The organism is Clostridium sp. AF19-22AC (assembly GCF_003479085.1).
In the GTDB taxonomy this organism is placed as follows: domain Bacteria; phylum Bacillota; class Clostridia; order Lachnospirales; family Lachnospiraceae; genus Faecalicatena_A; species Faecalicatena_A orotica.
Window position 1 is genome coordinate 254,878 of sequence record NZ_QUGN01000001.1, and the last position, 22,588, is coordinate 277,465.

Sequence of the window (22,588 nt, forward strand, 5' to 3'; positions counted from 1 at the left end):
AATGAAAAAAGTACTTATTGTTGGCGGAACAGGAACTATATCAGAACCGGTTGCCAAAATGCTGGCAAAAGATAAGGAAGTAGAATTGTACCTTCTTACAAGAACAGGGGCATCGAATGGACTGCCCAATACCGTAAAATACATCAAAGCTGACATAAAAGCAAATCCGGATGATGTAAAGGAACAAATAAAGGACATGTCTTTTGATTCAGTAATAGACTTTATTATTATGAATTTAGAAGATGCCCGAAACAGCACAGATATTTTCAAAAATCATACAAAGCAGTTTATCTTAATCAGCACTGTAGATGCACTGGATCATCGTTTTAACTGTCTGATAGACGAATCTATGCCATATGGAAACCAGTACTATGATTACGGCCAGAACAAAGAAGCTGTAGAAAAATATTTTTTGGATGAGTGTAAAAGAGGTTTCCCTGTTACAATTGTAAGGCCTACTCAAACATATTCCAAAAACAGAATTCCTCTCAGCATTAAAGGAAAGTCATGCTGGAGTGTGGTTGAGCGTATGCTGCAGGGAAAAGAGGTTATTATTCACGGAGATGGACAGGGACTGTGGGCGAGTACTCATGCAGAAGACTTTGCACCTTTGTTTTGCCCTTTGGTAGGCCGGAAAGAAGCAATTGGAGAGATATTTCAGGTGATGAATCCGGAGCCCATGACCTGGGACATGATTTATCAGAATCTGGCTGACTTACTTGGTGTCGAGTATAAACCAGTATATATTAGCACATATCTTTTGGATGAATCTAAAGTATATGGCTGGAAAGGCTCTATTCATGGGGACAAGCATTTTTCATGTTTGTTTGACATTTCAAAAGCAAAACAATTTTGCCCGGAATATTCTCCAAAGATAGACATTCGCACAGGTCTTAAAATGTTTCTGGATTATATGGATGAAAATCCACAGCTTAAAGTTACAGATCCGCAATTTGATGAATGGTGTGACAAAACAATTGCCCGTTATAAAGAATGCATGGGTGAATTCATAAAAGATATATAATGAGAGGAATATAATGGAAAGGGAGCAGATGGCGCTTTATCTGACTGCATATGGAAATGCGGAACAAAAAGATAAAGGTATTGTGAGATTAGTATTTAACAGAGTGAATGGAAGTATCCGGAAAGATAGCACTTACCTCTTAAATGGAAAAGCAAATATGGTAATTGATTTACCAGATCAATTGATTGTTTCAGTAAAGGGACCGGAGAAAACAACTTTGGATTTCTATGGAAAAAACGGCATAAAAATGCGGGAAGTCGCGACAGATTTATTTTATAGCTTTGCCTCTCCGGCAGAAGGAGGATTCCTGCTTGCCAGTTATGAAAGCGGAGCAGATAGTTTTTATGATTTAACAGCAGATCAAATCCGTAAAACAGTAGTACATAAAAGGGAGGGATATGAGAAGGCGGGAAAATCACACTTCATTCACCAGATGGAAGATGGAAGATGCATATCTGTAGAAAATAGTTTACAGCAGATTTATATATATAAAGATGAAGGTCTGGAAATAGAAGATGTAATTAATTTTCCCCAATATGCAGAGAAGAATATTCGTCTGCTGGCTTTTTCACAGCACCATCAGAAAGCATATCTTAACACAGAACTTACAAATGAAATTATTGTTTTAGACACAAAAGAGTTTGCAATAATAAAAGAAATCAAAATGACGGATGAAAAGGAAGTTTTCAGTGGCGGTCATGCGATTCGGGAAGATGAGAAACTTTTATGTACGGCATTGAGAGGAAAAAATGTAATTGTTGTTTCAGAGATATGTGACGATGGCATACCAGATATTAAGTATGAATTTTCTTGTGGTAAAACGCCAAGAGATTTAAAATTTATTGGAGACTATTTACTTGTAAGCTGTACAGACAGTAATTGTGTGGAAGTATATCAGGTAACCGGGGAAAAAGCGTATAAGATAGATGAAGCAGAAGTATTTCAGCCAATTACATTTGCGATCGACGGGGAAAGGAAATAAAAAAATGAATAAGGCAACAGATACATTTACTCTGAAAAATGGAGTAGAGATACCCTGCATTGGGTTTGGGACATGGCAGACTCCAGATAATGAGGCCGCGTACACAGCAATTGAAACGGCAATTGCAGCAGGCTACCGTCATATTGATACTGCGAAGATTTATAAGAACGAAGAAAGTGTCGGTAATGCTATAAAGAAATCCATAGTTCCCCGTGAAGAATTATTTATTACAGGAAAAGTGTGGAATACGGACCGCGGATATGAAACAACCCTCATGGCATGTAAAGAATCATTAAAGAAAATGCAGTTGGAGTATTTTGATTTGTATCTCATACACTGGCCAGCTTCTTTTAATAATTATGAGAATTGGGAACAGATTAATGTGGATACATGGAAAGCAATGACAGACCTGTATAAAGCCGGAATGGTAAAGTCAATAGGCGTATCTAATTTTATGCCGCATCATTTAAGGGCATTAATGGACATGGAAATTGTGCCGATGGTAAACCAGATTGAGTTCCATCCGGGACAAATGGAACAAGAGACTGTTCATTTCTGCAGAAAATACAACATCGTTGTGGAGGCATATAGTCCGCTTGGAACAGGCCGGATGCTTGATAATGCAGTTTTAAAGTCGATTGGTAAAAAATACAATAAAACGGCTGCACAAATTTGTCTGAGATGGGCTGTACAAAACAAGGTAATTCCTTTGCCCAAATCAATAACACCTGACAGAATTAAGGAAAATATTCAAATATTTGATTTCGAATTGAGTGCGGACGATATGGATGTAATCAACTCAATGGAATACTTTGCGGGATCAGGACATCATCCAGATTCTATGAAAGAATAGGGCGCTGGAAAAGTGTATAAAAAATTTATGATGTATGCGATGGGCTGGAATATAAATTAGAAGCCATAGTAAAAACAAGAATATCTTATGAAAGCTTAGGTGCCCAAAGGCACAAGACTTCATAGGATATTCTTATTTTGTGGGAAGGGGCTTAAAAATCGGTATTAACCGACATCCCCTTTTCAATAGTATTTTACATATCTTTTATAAATTTCAAAATCTTTATCATCTTATCCTGCTCCTCCACAGAAAACTGATGCACAATATTCAAAAGCTCGGCATCCCGGGCTTCGGAGCGTTTTTTCTCGTCTGTATCAGCATCCCCGGTGTATTCCCCGGCATTTAAGATAGAATCCAGAGTTACATTGCATAGTTTTGCGTAATATAAAAGAACGCGAAGATTTAATTTAGCACGGTTATTTTCGATATTGCTGATAAATGATACCGTACAGCCAAGGTCATTGGCTATTTGTTCCTGCGTATAAGAATGCTTTGTCCTGAGCCGTTTCAATTCCATTCCCACTTTACTCAAATCCTGCTGTTCCATTGCTTTCACTCCCATCTATATTACAGTTTATCTGCTCCGGATACGTTTGGCAGTATGAACCGTAATTGATCTATACTAATAAGTATATTTTAGTATACTTAACAGTTGAAAACAACCAGTTTATTTAGTATAATAAAATATACTTATTAGTATAGGGAGAAAAACTTGGGATGGAGATTCGGGAGATATTAGATTTATAAAGAAAAGATCAGGAGGTGAGCATTATGACTATTCAGGAAATGAAACAGTTGATGCAGGAGCGGGGATATACTTATGCCCAAATTGCAGATTTATCAGGTGTTCCGCTTGGAACGGTACAGAAGATTTTTAATGGGGAAACTAAAGGTTTAAGGTATGATATACTTACTGCACTTGAGGGGATATTTAAGGAACCGATGGCAGTGATGGAGAGCTGCGCGGCTTACGGGGAGGAAAAAAAGCCCGGTATGTATACCATAGAGGATTACCGCGCACTGCCGGAGGAGCAGAGAGTGGAGCTGATAGACGGATATTTTTATGATATGGCGGCACCTACGACCTTCCATCAGTTGATAGCAGGCGAGGTATACCGCCAGATTGCAAACTATATCATAGATCAGGGAGGTGCATGTACGCCGTTTATCTCTCCGATTGATGTCCAGCTTGATAATGATGAAAAGACCATGATTCAGCCGGATGTGATTATTGTGTGTAAGCCTGATCAGATTGAAAGGCGTAATATCATGGGAGCGCCTGATTTTGTTCTGGAGGTTATTTCACCGGGAACCAAGAGAAGGGACCATGTCGTCAAGTTATTTAAATATGAACAGGCAGGTGTCCGGGAATATTGGATTGCAGACCCCTATAAGAAGAGGGTACTGGTGTACTTTTTCCAGTGTGAAGCTTCCCCTGTGATTTATCCGATTGACGCGGACATTCCGGTAAATATCTATGAAGGAAAGCTGACGATTAAGTTTCAGCAGATTGCCAAATGGGGAGAGCAGGAGGATTAACATGAATATACAGATTTTTGGCACAAATAAATGTTTTGACACGAAGAAGGCCATGCGCTATTTCAAAGAACGGAATATAAAGTATCAGTTTATTGATATGAAAGAAAAAGGAATGAGTAAGGGCGAATACAATAGCGTAAAGCAGTCAGTAGGCGGACTGGATGCCATGCTGGATGAAAAATGCAAAGACAGGGACGCTCTGGCACTGATCAAATATATCGCAGACGAAGATAAAGATGACAAGGTTTTGGAAAACCAGAAGGTGCTGAAGATGCCAATCGTCCGGAATGGTAAGCAGGCAACGGTAGGGTACTGCCCTGAGATTTGGAAAGTATGGAACTGAGCTGGATAACAAGAAAGAAGAAAATAGGCAAGACTGACTGTGTCAAAAGCTTGACAGATAGAGATATTGAGAATATAATTGAACAAAAGTTCAATTATGGAGGGCGAGATGGCGCAGGTATTAAAGGAAGATATAAATAAAAGAATACTAAAAGCTGCTCTGGAAGAATTCTATGAGAAGGGGTATAAATCAGCCGCTATGCGGAATATTGCACAGAAAGCTAAAATACCGGCGGGTCTCATTTATTCCTATTATAAAAATAAAGAGGCACTTTTTAATGCTGTTCTAAGTCCGGTCCGGTATGACTGGGAACGGGTATTGAATACAAAGGATGATACACATAATGAGGGTGAGATATATGGTCTGAGCCGGGCCGAGACAGATTGTTTGATTCAGTTGTTTGAACATAGGAAGGAATTTATCATCCTAATGGATAAAAGTGAGGGGACAAAATACGCACCGGAGAAAGAACGGTTTGTACTGGATATAGAAAGTCATTTAAACAGGCATCGCAGAGATGATATTGCAGATGCAGTTTTTATCCATATTGTTGCAAGTAACTTTGCAGATGGCTTAATGCAAATTATGTATCATTATGAAGGAAAGGAATGGGCGATTATGATACTGCAAAAATTATCGAAAATGTATTTATCGGGAATTGGTCTGTAAGGCTGGTTCCTTTTTTTATTGAACAATATTGAATTAATGTTCAATATTGAGGCGGGAATACGATATGAAGCAATAGTGTGTGTTCGCATTGTTTAGATATTATCTGGCATAAGTGTTTTACCTTTTGCCGTTAATATAAATAAAATATCAGGAGGATATTATAATGAAAGAAGAATCAACAAGAATCAATTTATTACAAAAAGCGGATGTTTCAACTGCACTTATCAAATTGGGAATACCTACAATGATCGGCATGCTTATTTCTGCATTGTATAATGCCATTGATGCTTATTTTGTAGGCGGTCTGGGAATAAGCCAGATGGGCGCCGTGTCTGTAGTGTTTCCAATCGTCCAGATTGTTATTGGTTTGGGAATGATGTTTGGAGCGGGTGCATCTTCCTACATATCACGCCTGCTTGGAAAAGGGGATCAGGAACAGGCGGACCAAGTAGCATCTACAACACTTTTTTCAAGTATACTGGCAGGTGCCATAGTGATTGCAGGAATTCTTATCTTTCTGGATTCCGTACTTACTTCACTGGGAGCAACAGATACAATCTTACCCTATGCAGCGGCATATGCGCGGATTTATGTAACAGGTTCTATCATAAATGTATTCACAGTTACAATGAACAATCTGCTTACGGCACAGGGAGCAACAAAGTTTACAATGATAGCAATGCTTACGGGAAGCATTACGAATGTCATTCTGGACCCGGTTATGATTTACGGAATGAAATTAGGCATAGAGGGAGCGGCTATCGCTACTGTTATTTCCTTATGTATCAATATGCTGTTCTATATTGGATACATCGTAAAAAAACGAGGAGTTTTAAGAATTTCATTTAATAGGATTAAATTTTCTAAAACGATCTACGTGGAAATTCTGAAAATTGGCATACCTGTACTACTATTTCAACTTTTAGCCAGTGCTTCAATGGGGGCCATTAACATGTCGGCGAAACTGTATGGAGACTATGCAGTTGCGGCAATGGGAGCGGTTACCCGGATTATGACTGTAGTTACCTATGTAGTATTTGGATTTCTGAAAGGATTTCAGCCGTTTGCCGGATATAATTATGGGGCAGGGCAGTTTGGAAGATTAAAAAAATCCATTCACCTTTGTATGGTATGGTCTACCGGATTTTGTATCATCGCGGGAATTGTACTTATTATTTTTTCAACACCAATCGTTTCCCTTTTCGGAACAGATATGCAGATGATCCGGCTGGCAGGTAAGGCACTTAAAATGAACGCAGTTATGTTTATGACGTTTGGCTTTCAAATGGTATATGCATCATTGTACCTTGCAATTGGTAAAAGTCTGGTTGGAAGTTTGCTAAGTCTGGGCAGGCAGGGAATCTTTTTCTTTCCGTTAATTGTTTTCCTGCCCCGGATTCTGGGACTGGCAGGGGTGATCAGTGTTCAGCCGGTGGCAGACTTTTTTACTACAATAATCACTGTGTACTTTGCAATAAAAATAGATAAGCAGCTTATGATAGGTTAGGTTTTTCCAGCTAGGCTGTTAACATTGCCGGATTTACTCATTCGCTTCTTTCTCCACAGGAGTACAATACAGGTACCAAATGAAAAAGGAGAGGTTACTATGAGTATATTGTTAGAAGCGAAAGAGGTAACAAAAATTTATGCCAGGGCACAGCGCCCCAGCTTAAACAAGGTATCTTTTTGTATAGGCAGGGGCGAATTTATCGGTATTATGGGTGCATCCGGTTCCGGAAAGACTACCCTGCTCAATGTGCTTTCGACGATTGATACGCCTACAAGCGGAGAGATCCGGATAGACGGTGTGGATTTGAAGAAGCTCAATACGACAAGTGCCGCCGATTTCCGCAGAGACCATCTGGGTTTCATTTTTCAGGAATATTTCCTGCTTGACAGTCTTACGATCCGTGAAAATATATCTGTTCCACTCACTCTTCAAAAGCTGCCACCAGAAAAAATCGAACATATGGTGCGAAGTCTGGCAGAAAGATTTGGAATCGCGTCACAACTGGGCAAATATCCCAATGAGCTGTCCGGAGGACAGAGGCAGAGGGCGTCAGCGGCAAGGGCTGTTGTAAAACATCCGCGCATCTTGTTTGCGGATGAGCCGACAGGCGCTCTGGATTCAAGTTCGGCTGCAGATCTGCTGGCTGCTTTGAAAGAAGCTAATGAGGAGCTTCATACGACCATATTGATGGTTACCCATGACGCTTACGCGGCAAGCTTTGCAAACCGTATTTTGATTTTCAAAGATGGCAGTATTATCAGGGAACTGCATAAACATAACGGCAGCAGGCATGAATTTTATGAGAAGATAACTGCAGAAAACGCAAAACTGGATACGGAAAGATAAGGGGGGCAGGACAATGAATACTTTATCTGTGGCAGTCAAAAATTTAAGGAAAAATGCTTCATTTTATGCCCTCTACCTGCTATCAGCGGCCCTTGTAGTTACTGTTTTCTTTGCTTTTGCATCGTTTTCCGTGAACGATGTAATGCTTGATAAAATATCTTCGGATGGCCGGGTAGAGTCGATGTGCAGTACCATCTCACTTTTTTTAATGGCATTTGTGGTATTTTATATGTCCTATTCGAACCGTTTTTTTCTGAAACGCCGGACAAAGGAGCTTGGTATTTATTTACTGCTGGGGTATCGGAAAACGACGATACTGTCCCTGCTTACTGCTGAGAATATAATAATCGGCTGCTTTGCTTTTGCTGTTGGACTCGGTTCAGGAGCAATCGCCCATAAAGGGATTGTATGGGGCATTACGCGTCTTCTGAAACTTTCAGCAGATACTTCACAGATACCACTTTTTAATATCCATGCCATCATAAAAACTGCAGGATTTTTCCTGCTGGTTATGTTTTCCCTGTGTCTCTCAAACGGACGATTTCTTTTTAAAAGCTCTCTTATGGAGATGATACGTTTTGAAAAGAAGGCAGAGAAGGGCATGAAATTTCATCGTATTCCTGCTGTGCTCGGGCTTGTAATGACCTTATCGGGTTACATTCTGGCGCTGGATATTCTGAGAGGTTCACAATCCCTCTGGATTTCCGCCGGATTTTATTCTGTCGGCATGCTGACGGCAATGCTCATTGTGATCGGCACAATATTCTTTATCTCATCATTCCTTCCTTATGTGATGAAGAAAAGTAAGAATAGTAAACGGTCATTTTACACTGAAACGAAAATCATAACGACACCAAACTTTATCTACCGTATCCGTTCCAATGCAAGAACTCTGGTTATGCTTACACTGCTTTCTGCGGCAGCCCTATCAGTATCTAGCATTATGGCCTTGACAATCTATTATCCAATTGCCGCTGTGTCCCGTGTTGCCCCGTCGGAAATCGAGTTCAGAGTGGAAGATGAAACGCAGATAGATGCGGCCAGACAGATCGTCCATAATTATGGAATTGATGATAATGAGGTTACTTTTTCGCAGACAAATATTTATAAAGTCACATCGTCTGCACCAGACCTTCCCGTGGAGTATAGTGTCGGTACTGCAATGGGGGATGCCAAAAACAAAGAAATACTGAGGGAAGCCGGTTTTGAATGCATCTCTTATTCAGACTTTATTTCACTTTTACAGGCACAGGGCAGGACAGATATTCCTGACGGGATAAATAGCATGGAATGTATTTTAGTCAAATACCAGCCTGATGGAAACGGAAATTCCGAGGCGGGCAGTATCTACCCCCTGAATATAGATGGCGGTGAAGTACCGCTGACTGTAAGGGAGGTTACATTAAACAATCCGGTTTCTTTTGCAAACAGTATCGGAACCTTGATTGTGAGCGATGAGATTTACGGGCGCCTGAAGCTGACAGACTCACCGGCCACAAGGATCTTAAGCATCAATGGGAAAGCTGTTGAAGATAACGATGCACTGTATGCCGATATCAGCGATATGCTTGGGAACAGCCCTTATCTGCAGGGATACTCGCACAGGGTAAATGAATTGTTTTCGCTGAACAGTTCGACGTTCCTGCTGATTGGTTTTCTCGTCGTTTTGTTTTTCATAGCTGCCGGAAGTATTTTGTATTTTAACAATATATCTGCCGTTTCCGACACAAAATCTGATTATGAAATCTTGATGAAAATGGGATATTCCATCCGGAGCATTCAGAAAATCATCAGGAAACAAGTGATGACATTTTTTGGCATACCGTTCATACTCGGCCTTGTAGATTGTATTTTTGCAGCCATCGTGTATAAGGCCGGGCTGATGCAGAACCTGCTTGGAAATGCATTCATCCAGTATGTTCCGGCTGTTATCGCCATAGCTGTGACAGCACTCATTTATGTGATCTATTACCTCCTTACCGTACACACTTGCTGTACAATGGTATGCAAAAAGATGCTATAATAGTAGATATCTAAAAGGAGGGTGGTAATGAAAAATACAATAGGGAGGCTGTTGTTCTGGTTGAATTACATTTTGGTTATCCTTTACATGGCCCACCAGGTCAGCAGGGGACAGACAATAATTGAAAGTAGTGTGGCGATTCTTATTTCGTCACTCATGCTCATAGATAGTACGTATATCAGCGCGTGCAACATCAGAGATAATAAAGTCATTACGCTTTTCTGCGGGCTTCTGGCTTTAGACAGCTGGTATATACTTCTGTCTTTTTCGGAAAGTGCGGCAGAGGGCTTCATCTTTATCGCACTAAGCCCGTTGATATGGTATGTGTCAATCCGTTTTGTGCTGATGTTTTTATTTCAGGGAAGCGGATATAAATTCCAGAAAGCGGTGCATGTGGTGCTCCTGGCAGCCTGTACCGGCTCACTTGCCGGCATCTGCATTTCGGACAGGGTATATGCATGTTTCTATGGGATACAGTTTTTATTAAGCTGCCTGTGCTTTTTATTTATCGTTATCTATCACTGGAAAAGAGCTGCCTTTGTATTGAAAAATGAGTGGAAGAGCCTCTCATTTTCAGCAGCAGTGATTACGTTCCTTTTCCTGTTGTATTATTTTGCCACTCTGGATGTACATGGCCATATCTCTAATTTCGGGATATACCTGCCTGGGCTTCTGTTCTTAATGAGCATTCATGGAATTGTTCTGAAAGAGAACAGCGGCAGTCCACTTTCTACGATTTTCAGTAAAAAGCAGTTGGCGCTAATGATAATCTTATTTCTTCTTATTCCGGGGCTGGCCGTTATGCTTACAGGCGGCAGTTATGAAGAATGGTGCATTGCCGTAAATATCCTGTTTTCTTTTACTTATATCTGTAATATCGTTTTAGGCTATAACTTAAGGAAGGGGGAAAGCAGGTTAATCAAGGAAAGCCAATATGGGGAAGCTCTGCGGCAGCTTAAGCAGGAAGAGCTGCTGAAAGCGGAATTTGCCAATTTTTTGCACGATGATGTACTGCAGGACCTTCTTTCTGTGAAAAATATGATGACAAAAGTGCATCGTCCGGATGTGCAGGATATGATAATTGAAACACTGGATGGCCTGAATAATCATATCCGCAGCCAGATGCAGGATTACCACCCCGTTATCCTGAAAAACCTGACTGCAAAGGAAAATTATCAAAATCTAATAGAGGCTGTTTCGCAGTCGTTCCCCGGGCGGAACATGCAGATCTCTTTTGACTGCCCTGAAAACCTATTCTTAGTTGAGCCATACAACGTTTTTATATACCGGATGCTCAAAGAACTTCTGACAAATGCCTTCAGGCATTCTGACGGGAGCCAGGTATGGGTAATGCTTACACTGGAAAACGGGACTATAGAGTTATCTGTCAGCGATGACGGGAATGCCGGGGCAAATGCCCTGATTACAGCAGATAAAGCAAAGCACAAGGGGATCGCTTCCGTGAAAGAGCAGGTAAATAACATGGACGGATTGATGACGATATCGGATAACACGCCACATGGCATCAGGGTACAAATCTCAATACCAATGAAAGGAGATGTTTCTTATCAATATTTTATTAGTTGATGACCATACACTTTTTGCAGGAAGTCTTTCGATTGCCCTGGATGAATATGATGAAATCGCCCATTTCTATTCAACGCAGGACATTCAGAGTCTGCAAAAGATGATCAGTGATAAAAGCATAGATATTGTTTTGATGGACATTAACCTCGGTAATTTAAGTGATGCCGATGGATTAGAAATAGCGGCAGGTTTGTTAAAAGAGAATTCTGCAGTAAAAATCGTGGTTCTCACGGGTTATGATCTTCCCGTTTACAGGCATGAGGCGAAAAAAGCGGGTATAAGTGGTTTCCTGAATAAAAACATCAGTCCCGATGATTTGATTTCATCGCTGATTCATGTTTTTCGTGGTGGTACTTGTTTCCCCTCAGAGAATGGGGACATTATTATTGAGGATTTAACGAGTATGGAAAAGAAAATCTTACGGCTGATCAGCAGCGGAAAAACGCGGAAGTGTGTTGCCGGGGAATTATATATGAGTGAGAGGACTCTTTCAAATCACTTGCAGCATATCTTTGGAAAGTTAGAAGTTTCTTCTGTCGTGGAAGCTGTGACTAAAGCAATTCAGCTCGGGTATATATCACCGATATGGTGAAAAAAGATTAAGTTATACAGAGAACAAAAATCATATCCTGATTTTCGTTCTCTGTTTTTTTGACGACAGGATATAACGAAAAATCGTATATAAGGAGGATAAGCATAGGAAAGTCTTTATTTGTTTTCCGGGATATAATGAGGGTTAAAAAGGGGGAATCCATCATGGGAAAATTATTCGGGCCGGTCGATATGACAAAAGGGACGCCCTGGAAGAAGATCGGGATATTTACGATTCCTATGCTGCTGGGAAATATTGCGCAGCAATTGTACAATACAGTGGATAGCGTCGTGGTAGGGAAATATATTGGGGATTCCGCACTGGCGGCCGTCGGTTCGGCGGGACCGGTCGTGAATCTTCTGATTGTATTATTTGTAGGAATCAGTGTAGGCGCAAGTATAGTGGTATCCCAGTATCTGGGAGCCAGAATACGCGACGGGCTTTCACATACAATCGGCAACTGTATTACGCTTACATTTATTGCATCTTTGTTAATCATGGTGGTAGCCACGCTTCTGGCCAGGCCGATGCTGCAACTTTTAAATACGCCTGACAGCATCATTGACTGGTGCACATCCTATTTGAGAATTTTATTTCTGGGATCGGCAGGGCTGGCCTTTTTTAATATACTCAGCGGGGTTCTGCGTGGATTAGGTGATTCTGTTTCCGCATTAATCTATCTGCTAATTTCAAGCATGATTAATATTATTTTAGACCTGTTTTTTGTTTCTGTGCTGAAACTGGGAGTTGACGGGGTAGCCTATGCAACCATTATTGCACAGGGGATTTCCGGACTATTATGCTTTCTCAAATTAAAACGGATGGATACACTGTTTGATATTAAACCTCAGAATCTGAAATTAAAGAAGGAATTTGCCATTGATATTATCAGGCTGGGATTTCCTTCAGGAGTGTCACAGGCTATTCTGGCGACTTCAATGCTGCTGGTACAGTCATTGACAAACAGTTTCGGTGAATTATTTATTGCAGCGAATGTGATGGTAATGCGTGTGGACGGCTTCGCGATGCTGCCGAACCAATCCTTCGGAAACGGACTGACGACATATGCGGGGCAGAATGTGGGCGCCGGGGATCAGGCAAGGGTTGAGCAGGGGGCCAGACAGGGGACGCTGATGACAATCATAACAACTTCTGTGATCACGGTTTCCATCCTGATCTTCGGGAGGAACCTTATGGGGATATTTACAAACACAGAGGAACTGATTGCTACGAGTATGAAAATGATGATGATACTTGCCCCGGGCTATGTTGCAATGGGAATCGTACAGGGATTAACCGGTGTTATGAGGGGGGCAGGAGACACGATCACACCAATGTGGATAGCCATAACAATGACATTGTTTATCCGCGTGCCGCTGTCATATTTACTCATATTTTTGACGAAAAGTGCACAATACCCACAGGGAAGAAAGGAATATATCTTTATTTCACTGACGCTATCCTTAATTATGGGGGCAGTCATGAGTGTTTACTTCTACAGAAGAGGGAAGTGGAGAGGGAAGAGTGTAGTTGACAGTGAGGTCAGGAACACAGAAAAATAGAAGAGAAGGAATATAAAGAGATTGCCCGGAAAAGCCGCATATAGCGATTTTTTCCGGGCAATCTCTTCCTTTACTCCTCTGGTTTTGCCGGTACTTTAAAATGTGGTTTGTCCGGATGTGCCAGACAATAAGGTGTGTTAAATCCAACCTCTTCAATGGGAATTAGTCTTCTGAATTCGCCGTTACGTTCGGCTTCATCTAAAATGCTTTCGAATAATGTTTTCCGAACGCCAATCAGAGGCTTGATATGTTCTTCAATACTAGGTTCTAGGCGAATAGCACCAGTCGGACAAATCATGAAACACCATGCGCATTCATGGTTGTCGTTGCAGCAGCAGCCCTCGCTTCCAAACTTTTGGGGTTCACATGATAAATCAATGTAATCCATCGTACAATTATCCATACAACGCGTACATTTGGGATAAATACATTTTTCCGGATCACGCACAATTTTTCCCTGAGGGTTCCCATATTCTAATAGCATATTTACAATTGCAACAGCCTGGTTTTTATTAACGTCATTTTCCGGCATTGGCGGGATGAGATCTGTCTCACCATTGTGAATACGCTGACTCCTTTCCACCATTTCACGGCCAAATGCTTTGGCTTCTGCCAGATCCTGTGCATCAGGATGCCCGGCAGTGTAATAAGGCTCAGGCATGCCCGGCATTACGACGTTTCCATACCACCGCCTGCTTCCGATAACTGTAAAACCAGCTTTCTTTAGGTTTGGGAGCACAACCGGGAAATAAAACCCCGGCATTGTACCATGTGTACAAAATGAAAAAATATGCCTGCCCTTTTGGTCAGGGGCATTATTATAAAATCTGCGGATATTCGGCGGGTCAGCTTTCCAGACAGGGCTTCCGAGACCAATTAAATCATAATTTTCCAGCATTTCATAAGAAACTTTTTTAATACTTTTTACATCAACCTGTGATGCTGCTTCTCTGGCGCCGTCACCGATGCTGTGTGCAATTTTGCGTGTATTCCCGCTTTGAGAGAAATAAATAATTAATACTTTCATGAGTTTCACTCCTATACTTGAACTTTCTCAGGTACACAGGGGCTAACGGGTCTTTCTCCGGTATAAGAGGGACAGTAATATTCCCAAAACTGCTAACCCAATGGCGATAACAAATGCTAAGCTGTAATTTCCAGACGCGCTATACACCTGATTCATAATCGTAGGCCCTAAATAACCTGCCAATGCAAATCCGATAAACATAATCCCATAATTTACGCTGTTATTTTTCTGGCCGAACTGATCCGCGGTGAATCCGGGAAATACGCCCATGAAGGAACCGAAACAAAGTCCGATTATAGATACCCCGATATAGAATTTTACCACATCGCCAATCCCGGACGTACAGATCAAAAGCAGTCCCGGTATGGATGAAACGAGCATAATCGTGAGAACATTAATCCTTCCGATGATATCCGACAGATACCCGGCGGCAACTCTTCCCAGAGTGTTAAACAGTGCTAGGACGGAAACGGCAGTTGTGGCTGACATAACTGACATCCCGATCATCTGCTGGGCGATAGGGGAAGCCTGTGAGATGGTCATTAAGCCAAATACAGCCCCGCAGGTCAGCATTGCGATCATGATGTAAAACACCGGGTCCTGTAACATTTGACGCCAGTTTTTTTCTTCTTGTATTCTGGTATGTTCTTTTTTATCCTTTCCGCCGTTCTTCTTTTGAGCCATTTTTTCTTCATATCCAGCCGGTACAAAACCTTCCGGACACTTTTCAATAAAAAAAGCCCCGATGCATATAACTAAAATAAATACAATACCTAACAACTTGAAAGTAGGGATGATTCCCATGCGGTGAATACATACATTTGCTATCGGAGGAATCACAACAGAACTGATTCCATATGAAGCCGTTGCAATTCCGCCGACCAGACCGCGCCGGTCAGGAAACAGTTTTACAGAATTATTGATGGTGCATCCGTATACAAGTCCCATCCCCAGACCACACCCTAATCCATAGCTTACCATAAGCGATGGGATGCTTTTTGCAAACCCGGACCCGATCATGCCGATTCCAAACAGCAGTCCTCCTAAAAAGACAACCCATTTTGGCCCGAATTTGTCATTAATCATACCGCCTGAAATGAGTGTGACCGGCCCTACTGAATTCGCAATCGTGAATACAATTGCGAGGTCGGAAGCTGTAATTGCCGACGAAGTGACAGAGCTTAAATAATCTGCCATAGGCGCGGCAAAGACACTCCATACATATAGGGAGCCGATACAAAGATTAATCATACAGCTGGCAACTAAGACAGCCCACCTTTTCTTTGTTAATTGTTTTGTTTTTTCATAATTCATCTTTTCTCTCCATCATGTTCCAGTTCCTGCATGGTTTTCCGCAGTTTTATAAAATCCTCATCCAGATGTTTGTACATATCCAGATAATAAGGATAGAGCCGGTCGTAAACCGCAGCCCATTCTTCATCAGGCTGAATGACTTCTTTCACCCGGATCAGCTTGTCAATGCTTGCAGTAAGGTCTGAAAAGACTCCGATAGAATGTCCCACAATCAAGGCATCGCCGAAAGGAACATCTCCGGACTTCTCATCCAGAATGTGCACAGGCATATGCAGCATAGAGGCTTTGATTCTGGACCATGTACGGCTTTTGGCTCCGCCCCCGGTAATGCGCAGGCAGTCTGCTTTTCCGCCGGCGGATTTGATCGTATCCATAACATGGCGCAGGGCAAAAGCGGTTCCCTCAAAAACACTGCGGAGCATTTCATCCTTTGTTGTGTCGAGAGACATGCCGATAAACATTCCTCGCGCATGGGAATTCCAGAGCGGCGCCCGCTCTCCGAGCAGATAGGGGAAGAAAAGAACACCACCGCTGCCGGGTGCGGCATTTAATGCAAGCTGGTTGATATGGTCATATACGTTCATCCCGTGTGCGGCTGCGTAGTCCTTTTCTGGCTGTCCGAAGGTATCTAGACACCATTTCAGCGCGGCTCCGCTTGTATTAATCGGTGCATCAAAGACGTAAGGCATTCCGTCTATGGAGCATGGCTTGGTTACGACAGGGATATCTGTCGCGCTGCGCCGGTCACTTCCTACAAACACAAGGGATGTCGTGCCAGAGGATTCCCCTGCTTCACCGAGTCTGCTCAAACCGGTTGCGTACATAGAAGCCATCGCATCACTGGCGCCGGCAGCCACCGGAATGCCGCTGACCAGCCCGGTTAACGCAGCTGCCTGTGGTGTAACAGTCCCGATAATTTCAGTTGTCAGGCTTGGTGCAGGGAGCAGTGCATCCAGATCACATCCGATTACTTTCTGGATTTCTTCGGACCACTTTAAATTCTGGAGATCCAGACATTGGCACCGCACGGCCTGATCGATATCCATCGTCATTTGGCCTGTGAGTTTATAATTAATATAGGAACTTGCCTGCAGCACCCGGTATGTCTTAGAAAAAAGTTCCGGTTCATTCTTTTTGAACCACAGGATTTTATTAGGAAGAAAAGCAACATCCGGCTGTGCACCAATGATTGAAACAAGCCTGTTAAAGCCAATGGAATCTATGATATAGCGCAGTTCTGCAGCAGAACGGCTGTCCATCCATATCATGGCATTCCTTAAGGGACTGCCTTCCTTATCTACGGGAAGCATAGTGACGGTCTGGGAGCTTACAGAGATGCCACGGATCTTCCTCACGACTTCCGGTCCGGCTTTCCGTGTGATTTCCTGCAGGATTTCTACGGTATTGCTCCACCAGAGTGCTGCATCCTGTTCTACCATTTCCGGTCCGGGGAACAGCAGTTTGTTTTCCCTTGACGCCGAGGCGATTACTGTCCCGTCATCTGCTAAAATAATACCCTTTACGTTGGTTGTTCCCAAGTCAATGCCGATCAGGCAGTTTTCTGGATTACTCATATAGGGTGTACCTCCTCTAAAAATATAGTGTGCATCATACTATAAATAATGTTAACAGGTGAGTATCAACTTCTCAAAACACAAATTGCCGTAACAAAACGGCAATATAAAAATTGCTTCTGCTGGGATGCAATTTTATACTGTAAGCAGAAAATGACAGGAGGAAGATAATATGGAAATGAAAGCGGCAGTGATGTACGGACCGAATGATATAAGGGTGGAATCTGTGGAAAAACCGGCGTGTCCCAGGGACGGGCTTATATTGAAAATCATGGCGGTTGGCCTGTGCGGCTCCGATATCCGGAATCTGACAAGTGACTCAAGGAAAGGAAACTACCCGTTTATTTATGGACATGAAATAGTAGGTGTCGTGGATGAGGTCGGGGAAGAAGAGACGAAGTATCAGACGGGAGACCGTTTATTTTTATTTCCGGGAACCTATTGTATGGAATGCGAGGAATGCATCAGCGGTCATAGTGAAAACTGTTCCAACAAAGAGGTAGCCTCTCTTGCGGGAACCGGTGGTTTTGCACAATACGTGGCAGTAAAAGGGGAAAAAATCCGGAGGGGCGGAATCTATGAGATTCCTGAGGATGTTTCATTCGAGGCGGCGAGTCTTGGAGAACCACTGACCTCTGTCTTTGCGTGTCTTGAAAACGTAAAGGTGGAATATCCGGATGTGCTGGTTATTATCGGCGCAGGTCCGATCGGATGTTTCATGGCACAGCTGGCAAAGATCAGGGGCGCCCAGAAAGTCATTATGATCGATTTGAACGATACACGTCTGGAAATGGCAAAACAGTTTGGAGTCGATGTTACCGTCAACAGTTCCGTGGAAGATCCCATTGAGGCTGTCAAACGGCTGACAAATGGGAAAGGTGCAGACAAAGTCATCTCAGCCACACCGGCCAATGCAACACAGACACAGAGCATCCACATGGTAAAAAAAGGCGGGCTTGTCGTATTCTTCGGCGGAGTCCCGAAAGACTCCATGACAGAACTGGACTGCAATCTGATCCATTACAACAATATCTGGATAAAAGGACATTTCGGGGCCTCCTACAGCCAGTCTAAGAGAGCATACCAGCTTGCGATTTCACCGACGTTCCCGACGGAGAAATTCATCACACATATACTGCCTCTGGATAAAATCAACGAAGGGATCCAGCTAACAAAATCAGGCGAGGCAATCAAGGTAGTTTTGCATCCTTGGGATTAAAAGGAGCATAGTTAACGAGCTTTAGTCTCGTTGACGGATGGGGGGCGCCAAGCAGACTGTAATGTCTTTTCAAAATCCTGACCGCTTGACGAAGAAGTTCTAATAGAGCGAGAGACGCACAGAAGGGCACATCCGGCCGGAAGGAAAAGGCCCATTTCCCGGAGGAAATCCCAAGCCAGGTGCGGCGTATGTGTATGGGCTGCCCGGCTGTTAGCTGCTTCGGATATAAATCATAGTGAGGACACATCCGTTTCACATGGTTAGAGTCCCTCCCGAGTCTTTCCTGCTGTCCGGATGAACCAGCCTGCGGTGGAATGGGACGAAGCCCTGACGGAAGCATGGGGCCTGTTTGGAATACATATAATGAGCTTAGCAGCAGTTAGAGGATACACACAAAATCAGACGGAGAAAAGTGAATTACCAAATTCACTTTTCAGACCGCCTGAGATGCCTAATCATCAGATTAGGTATTGAATGCGGGCGGTGCCGCCTGATTTTGCGTGTATTCTCTTACTGCTGCTTAGCGAATGTACAGTATTCCAAACAGGCCCCATGCTTCCGTCAGGGCTTCGTCCCATTCCACCACAGGTGTCCCCCATTCCGTCTTCAAAGCGAAGACTCGCTCCCTCACTCTTCGCAGTTTTTTGGGGTTGAGAAAAAGTTTAACAATTCCTCTTTGGTATGTACCCTGCGGAAATAGTCAGTATTGTCATGTTCAACATATATTTCCTGTAGCAGCTTCAGGAGTAATGGCTGGCTTGACGCGTCGAAGCAGGCCATGATTATAACCCGGATTTTGTTGGATTTCCACAGGATTCGGTGCTCTAAGGTTGCGACTGAAAGCTGTGTTTTTTCAGCCGGTTTAAGAGAATACAAAAATAATACCCCGGGCTGGAATCCGTATGTGTAAGTGGACTCTCTTCTTAAGATGTCCTCCAGAAACTCAGAGGTTACCAGTCCATCGCGGATAAAATCTTCACACAGGTATTCGATAACCGGAAATCTTTCGGTTACGCTTATGTTTTCATGCCAGTAGGCATCAGGCAGAAGGCTGGACAGGGACTGGGGCTGGTTCTTAAAGAGGAACTTCATGCAGTTGTCGGATACTACCTTCTGAATACGGAAATAATCCTCCGGCAGCATATCAGGGGAGATGCGTAAAACCTGTGTGCCCGGATGATCTGTTATCTTTTTCTGGACGGTTGTCAGAACGAGGTCTGTATTCTGAAAATTAAAGGCGCTTCGTGCATTCACGGGCAGCAAGGCAGTGATGTTGATGTAATTGCCGAAGGCACCCAGCGTTTTTCTCTTAATTGCCCAGATCGCCGGCAGATTCAAGTGACAGCAGATGACGGTCCGTATGCGGTTTTCCGGATGGCATGTCCAGTAACCTTCCAGAGCGCCGGAAATACAGAATGTCAGGTAAATCAGTTCTTTTTCATTCAGGTAATAACCCAGATATTCCAACGCCACCGGCTGCATCAGATAAGCGATTTCAGAGTCAACCAGAAGATTCTTCCGGATCAGATTGATATTCCCCTGTGCATTGAATATATGACCGGGCGATTTCAGGTAACGAAGATATTGTAAAAGTGTAATGTAGAAATCTTCATCATCAGAAAAATCAATATGGAAGGTCGCGCGGACTTTTTTTAAATAGCAGTCTGCCATTTCAAGAAAGAGCGGGTCAAAATAATCGGCCACCGTTTTAAAATTCAATTTTGATGCATCCAGTAAATGGCTGTCGCACAGATGCCGGTAAATGGCCTGTTTCTCCTGAGGGGGAAAGCTGCAGGAAAATACCTCTTCCATAGAATCGAATATATCCGTACACAGGCTGAATACGTTGTCATTGATATCTGTATATGCAGGCTCCTCGGGCAGAATATGTCCGGACAGCATACGGTAATACATAATCGCAAGTGAAAGATTAAGTGATACCAGATTTGCATCTTCAATCTGGAAATGGCAGTTATATAAATGTCTGGCAGTAATCTGCATAATCAGATTCATGATATCTTCATCCAGAAAATGATAATTGTAATAGGCATTTCCCGTGGTGTTGTAATTCCAGTCATCGTGGAACAGCTGGTTTAATATTGCACGGCGTTTTGACTCACAATGCTCGAATTCCCATGTGTTGTCAATGTGTTTTAATTTTATATGGGGATCGGAAAGAACATAGAGTCTCTTCAGTGTCGCGATATCATTGTCCAGTGTGGTTTTGCTTACATACATTTCATCTTCCAAATCATATTGGTTCAATGGGACCTCTGACAGGCACAGCTGGAAAGTCAGATAGCGGATACGGTCCTCTCTGGTTGACAACATATCGTCTGTTTTGAACTGCTCCTGAAAGGACTTCATATCTGGGCATTCTAAAAAGTACCCCTTGCTACGTTCGGCAGATATTCTGGCGCCACAGGCAGTGAGGGCCTGATTGATTTCAACAATATCGTTGCGTATAGTGCGGGGGGAAACACCGAGCTGCTTGGCTAATGTCTGTCCGGTAATATGTGAGGTCTGATTCTGTATCAGGTTCAAAAGCTTGCGCTGCCTTAAAGACAATGTGATAGATTCCATATAAAACTCCTTTTCATGGACTTGCAGTGTGTCTGCCCATAGGTTTGAACAGAGATTACAGATTTATAATAACAGAAAATATTTCCTCTTTAAAGAGGAAAAAGTGGATTTGAGACACAGCGGGAAAATAGTTACCATTGTACTTAGAAAAAATGATACCAGAAAAAGGAGACAGACTATGGCATTTGAATTTTTTGTAAAAAGCGATATCACATTTGGCAGAGACTCTGTAAAAGAACTCTCGAAAGTAGTAAAGGGCTGTAAAGCAAAGAAAGTGATGCTTGTTTATGATGCCGGGGTAAAATTTGCAGGTATTGCGGATACCGTGCTTGAGAACCTGAAAGCAGCGGATGTGGAAATTGTGATTTTTGATAAGGTGATTCCAAACCCTACGAATGAGATCGTGGAAGAAGCGGCCGAGATTGCGAAGCGTGAAAATGTAGATACATTCGTGGCAGTCGGCGGGGGCAGCAGTATTGACCTTGCAAAGGCGATTGACGTTTTGATGACAAATCCAGGGCCGATCGGCAGATACGGCGGAATCGGCATGGTAGAAAATGAATTGCTTCCCTTGATCGCAATTCCTACTACTGCGGGGACATCCAGTGAGATTACCAATGTAAGCGCCCTGATTGATACGGAAAAAGTACTGAAGTATGTAGTCATCGACAATAAGCTTGTTCCATCCAAAGTCATCATTGACCCGGAGTTCACAAAGACGATGCCTGCATCGGTAACCGCCTCGACAGGAATGGATGCGATTACACATGCAGTTGAGAGTTATATTTCAAATATGGCGACCCCGTTAACGGAATTTCATTCCTTACAGGGACTGAAAATCATCTACAGTAATCTGCCGGCGGCCGTGAAAGACGGCTCGAACATGGAGGCAAGGGAACAGATGATGCTTGGATGCGTCATCACCGGGTTTGGTTTTTCCAATGCAAACCTGGGGCTGGTACACGGGATTGCCCATACGTTAAGTGCACATTTCCAACTTGCCCACGGGATGGCAAATGCAACGGTTCTGCCGTATGTTATGGCTTTTAACGCGGAAAGCTGTCCGGAGAAAATGGTTGAACTGGCTAAAGCGATTGATCTTCCTGTAACAGGGAATATCGATACCGATAAATATCTTCTCTCAGACGAGCTCTTAAAGCTTACGAAAGAATTAGGCATCAAAACATTGTCAGAGCAGGGGATCAGGGAAGAGGATTTCGAGATGCTGGCCAAAGACGTTCTTCACGAGCCGGTCCTTGGCTTTAATCCGAGACAGAACATTACAAAAGAAGATATCCTTGGTATTTTAAAGAAAGCATATTAACGAAGGTGTATGAAAGA

19 protein-coding genes are annotated in these 22,588 nt (G+C 42.8%); 14 read left to right on the top strand and 5 right to left on the bottom strand.

All coding sequences use genetic code 11. The features are described from left to right. Position 1 precedes the first annotated feature (1 nt). From DWX43_RS01130 to DWX43_RS01140, 3 genes are read left to right on the top strand one after another with little or no spacing between them, the layout of a single operon-like run. Entirely contained in the window at positions 2 to 1,024 is a 1,023-nt protein-coding gene (locus DWX43_RS01130; RefSeq protein WP_118618294.1) for an NAD-dependent epimerase/dehydratase family protein, read from the top strand. A gap of 13 nt (positions 1,025 to 1,037) precedes the next feature. Beyond that, positions 1,038 to 2,006, top strand: coding sequence for a beta-propeller fold lactonase family protein (locus DWX43_RS01135; RefSeq protein WP_118618296.1), 969 nt, complete (start codon positions 1,038 to 1,040; stop codon positions 2,004 to 2,006). Between the two features lie 4 nt (positions 2,007 to 2,010). Further along, positions 2,011 to 2,859 (top strand): aldo/keto reductase, encoded by an 849-nt coding sequence (locus tag DWX43_RS01140; RefSeq protein WP_118618298.1) that lies wholly within the window; start codon positions 2,011 to 2,013, stop codon positions 2,857 to 2,859. Positions 2,860 to 3,052: 193 nt separating this feature from the next. On the opposite strand, the gene DWX43_RS01145 is transcribed toward DWX43_RS01140, so the two are convergent. Then, positions 3,053 to 3,406, bottom strand: coding sequence for a helix-turn-helix transcriptional regulator (locus DWX43_RS01145; protein WP_182440588.1), 354 nt, complete (start codon positions 3,404 to 3,406; stop codon positions 3,053 to 3,055). A gap of 224 nt (positions 3,407 to 3,630) precedes the next feature. Here DWX43_RS01145 and DWX43_RS01150 point away from each other — a divergent pair, with 224 nt between their 5' ends. From DWX43_RS01150 to DWX43_RS01190, 9 genes are all read left to right on the top strand, one after another. Then, the gene (locus tag DWX43_RS01150; RefSeq protein ID WP_118618302.1) at positions 3,631 to 4,398 is read left to right on the top strand and encodes a Uma2 family endonuclease; all 768 of its coding nucleotides are present in this window, start codon (positions 3,631 to 3,633) and stop codon (positions 4,396 to 4,398) included. 1 nt (position 4,399) lies between these two features. Continuing rightward, complete coding sequence (locus tag DWX43_RS01155) at positions 4,400 to 4,741, top strand: arsenate reductase family protein (protein ID WP_118618304.1); 342 nt, start codon at positions 4,400 to 4,402, stop codon at positions 4,739 to 4,741. A 108-nt stretch (positions 4,742 to 4,849) separates the two neighbouring features. Then, positions 4,850 to 5,410 carry a TetR/AcrR family transcriptional regulator gene (locus DWX43_RS01160; RefSeq protein ID WP_118618306.1) on the top strand — a complete coding sequence of 187 codons (561 nt, stop codon included), beginning with the start codon at positions 4,850 to 4,852 and terminating at the stop codon, positions 5,408 to 5,410. 163 nt (positions 5,411 to 5,573) lie between these two features. Next, a complete protein-coding gene (locus DWX43_RS01165; RefSeq protein WP_118618308.1) occupies positions 5,574 to 6,917 on the top strand; it encodes an MATE family efflux transporter in 1,344 nt (447 codons plus the stop codon). Positions 6,918 to 7,016: 99 nt separating this feature from the next. Beyond that, positions 7,017 to 7,766, top strand: a complete 750-nt coding sequence (locus DWX43_RS01170; protein WP_118618310.1) for an ABC transporter ATP-binding protein — start codon at positions 7,017 to 7,019, stop codon at positions 7,764 to 7,766. Positions 7,767 to 7,779: 13 nt separating this feature from the next. After that, positions 7,780 to 9,789 carry an FtsX-like permease family protein gene (locus tag DWX43_RS01175; RefSeq protein WP_118618312.1) on the top strand — a complete coding sequence of 670 codons (2,010 nt, stop codon included), beginning with the start codon at positions 7,780 to 7,782 and terminating at the stop codon, positions 9,787 to 9,789. Positions 9,790 to 9,816: 27 nt separating this feature from the next. Continuing rightward, positions 9,817 to 11,376 (top strand): ATP-binding protein, encoded by a 1,560-nt coding sequence (locus tag DWX43_RS01180; RefSeq protein WP_118618314.1) that lies wholly within the window; start codon positions 9,817 to 9,819, stop codon positions 11,374 to 11,376. Further along, complete coding sequence (locus DWX43_RS01185) at positions 11,348 to 11,968, top strand: response regulator transcription factor (RefSeq protein WP_118618315.1); 621 nt, start codon at positions 11,348 to 11,350, stop codon at positions 11,966 to 11,968. The genes DWX43_RS01180 and DWX43_RS01185 overlap by 29 nt, the downstream gene beginning before the upstream one ends. Before the next feature lie 164 nt (positions 11,969 to 12,132). Beyond that, positions 12,133 to 13,530 (top strand): MATE family efflux transporter, encoded by a 1,398-nt coding sequence (locus DWX43_RS01190; RefSeq protein ID WP_243099227.1) that lies wholly within the window; start codon positions 12,133 to 12,135, stop codon positions 13,528 to 13,530. Positions 13,531 to 13,600: 70 nt separating this feature from the next. On the opposite strand, the gene DWX43_RS01195 is transcribed toward DWX43_RS01190, so the two are convergent. From DWX43_RS01195 to DWX43_RS01205, 3 genes are read right to left on the bottom strand one after another with little or no spacing between them, the layout of a single operon-like run. Then, the gene (locus tag DWX43_RS01195; RefSeq protein ID WP_118618319.1) at positions 13,601 to 14,557 is read right to left on the bottom strand and encodes an EFR1 family ferrodoxin; all 957 of its coding nucleotides are present in this window, start codon (positions 14,555 to 14,557) and stop codon (positions 13,601 to 13,603) included. Positions 14,558 to 14,599: 42 nt separating this feature from the next. Beyond that, positions 14,600 to 15,871 (bottom strand): OFA family MFS transporter, encoded by a 1,272-nt coding sequence (locus DWX43_RS01200; protein WP_118618321.1) that lies wholly within the window; start codon positions 15,869 to 15,871, stop codon positions 14,600 to 14,602. Next, the gene (locus DWX43_RS01205; protein WP_118618323.1) at positions 15,868 to 17,445 is read right to left on the bottom strand and encodes an FGGY-family carbohydrate kinase; all 1,578 of its coding nucleotides are present in this window, start codon (positions 17,443 to 17,445) and stop codon (positions 15,868 to 15,870) included. The genes DWX43_RS01200 and DWX43_RS01205 overlap by 4 nt, the downstream gene beginning before the upstream one ends. A gap of 172 nt (positions 17,446 to 17,617) precedes the next feature. Here DWX43_RS01205 and DWX43_RS01210 point away from each other — a divergent pair, with 172 nt between their 5' ends. Further along, positions 17,618 to 18,664, top strand: coding sequence for a zinc-binding dehydrogenase (locus tag DWX43_RS01210; RefSeq protein ID WP_207666080.1), 1,047 nt, complete (start codon positions 17,618 to 17,620; stop codon positions 18,662 to 18,664). Between the two features lie 627 nt (positions 18,665 to 19,291). Here the strand turns inward: DWX43_RS01210 and DWX43_RS01215 are convergent. Next, complete coding sequence (locus DWX43_RS01215) at positions 19,292 to 21,247, bottom strand: HTH domain-containing protein (RefSeq protein WP_118618325.1); 1,956 nt, start codon at positions 21,245 to 21,247, stop codon at positions 19,292 to 19,294. A 178-nt stretch (positions 21,248 to 21,425) separates the two neighbouring features. Here DWX43_RS01215 and DWX43_RS01220 point away from each other — a divergent pair, with 178 nt between their 5' ends. Continuing rightward, complete coding sequence (locus DWX43_RS01220) at positions 21,426 to 22,571, top strand: iron-containing alcohol dehydrogenase (protein ID WP_118618327.1); 1,146 nt, start codon at positions 21,426 to 21,428, stop codon at positions 22,569 to 22,571. Positions 22,572 to 22,588 lie beyond the last annotated feature (17 nt).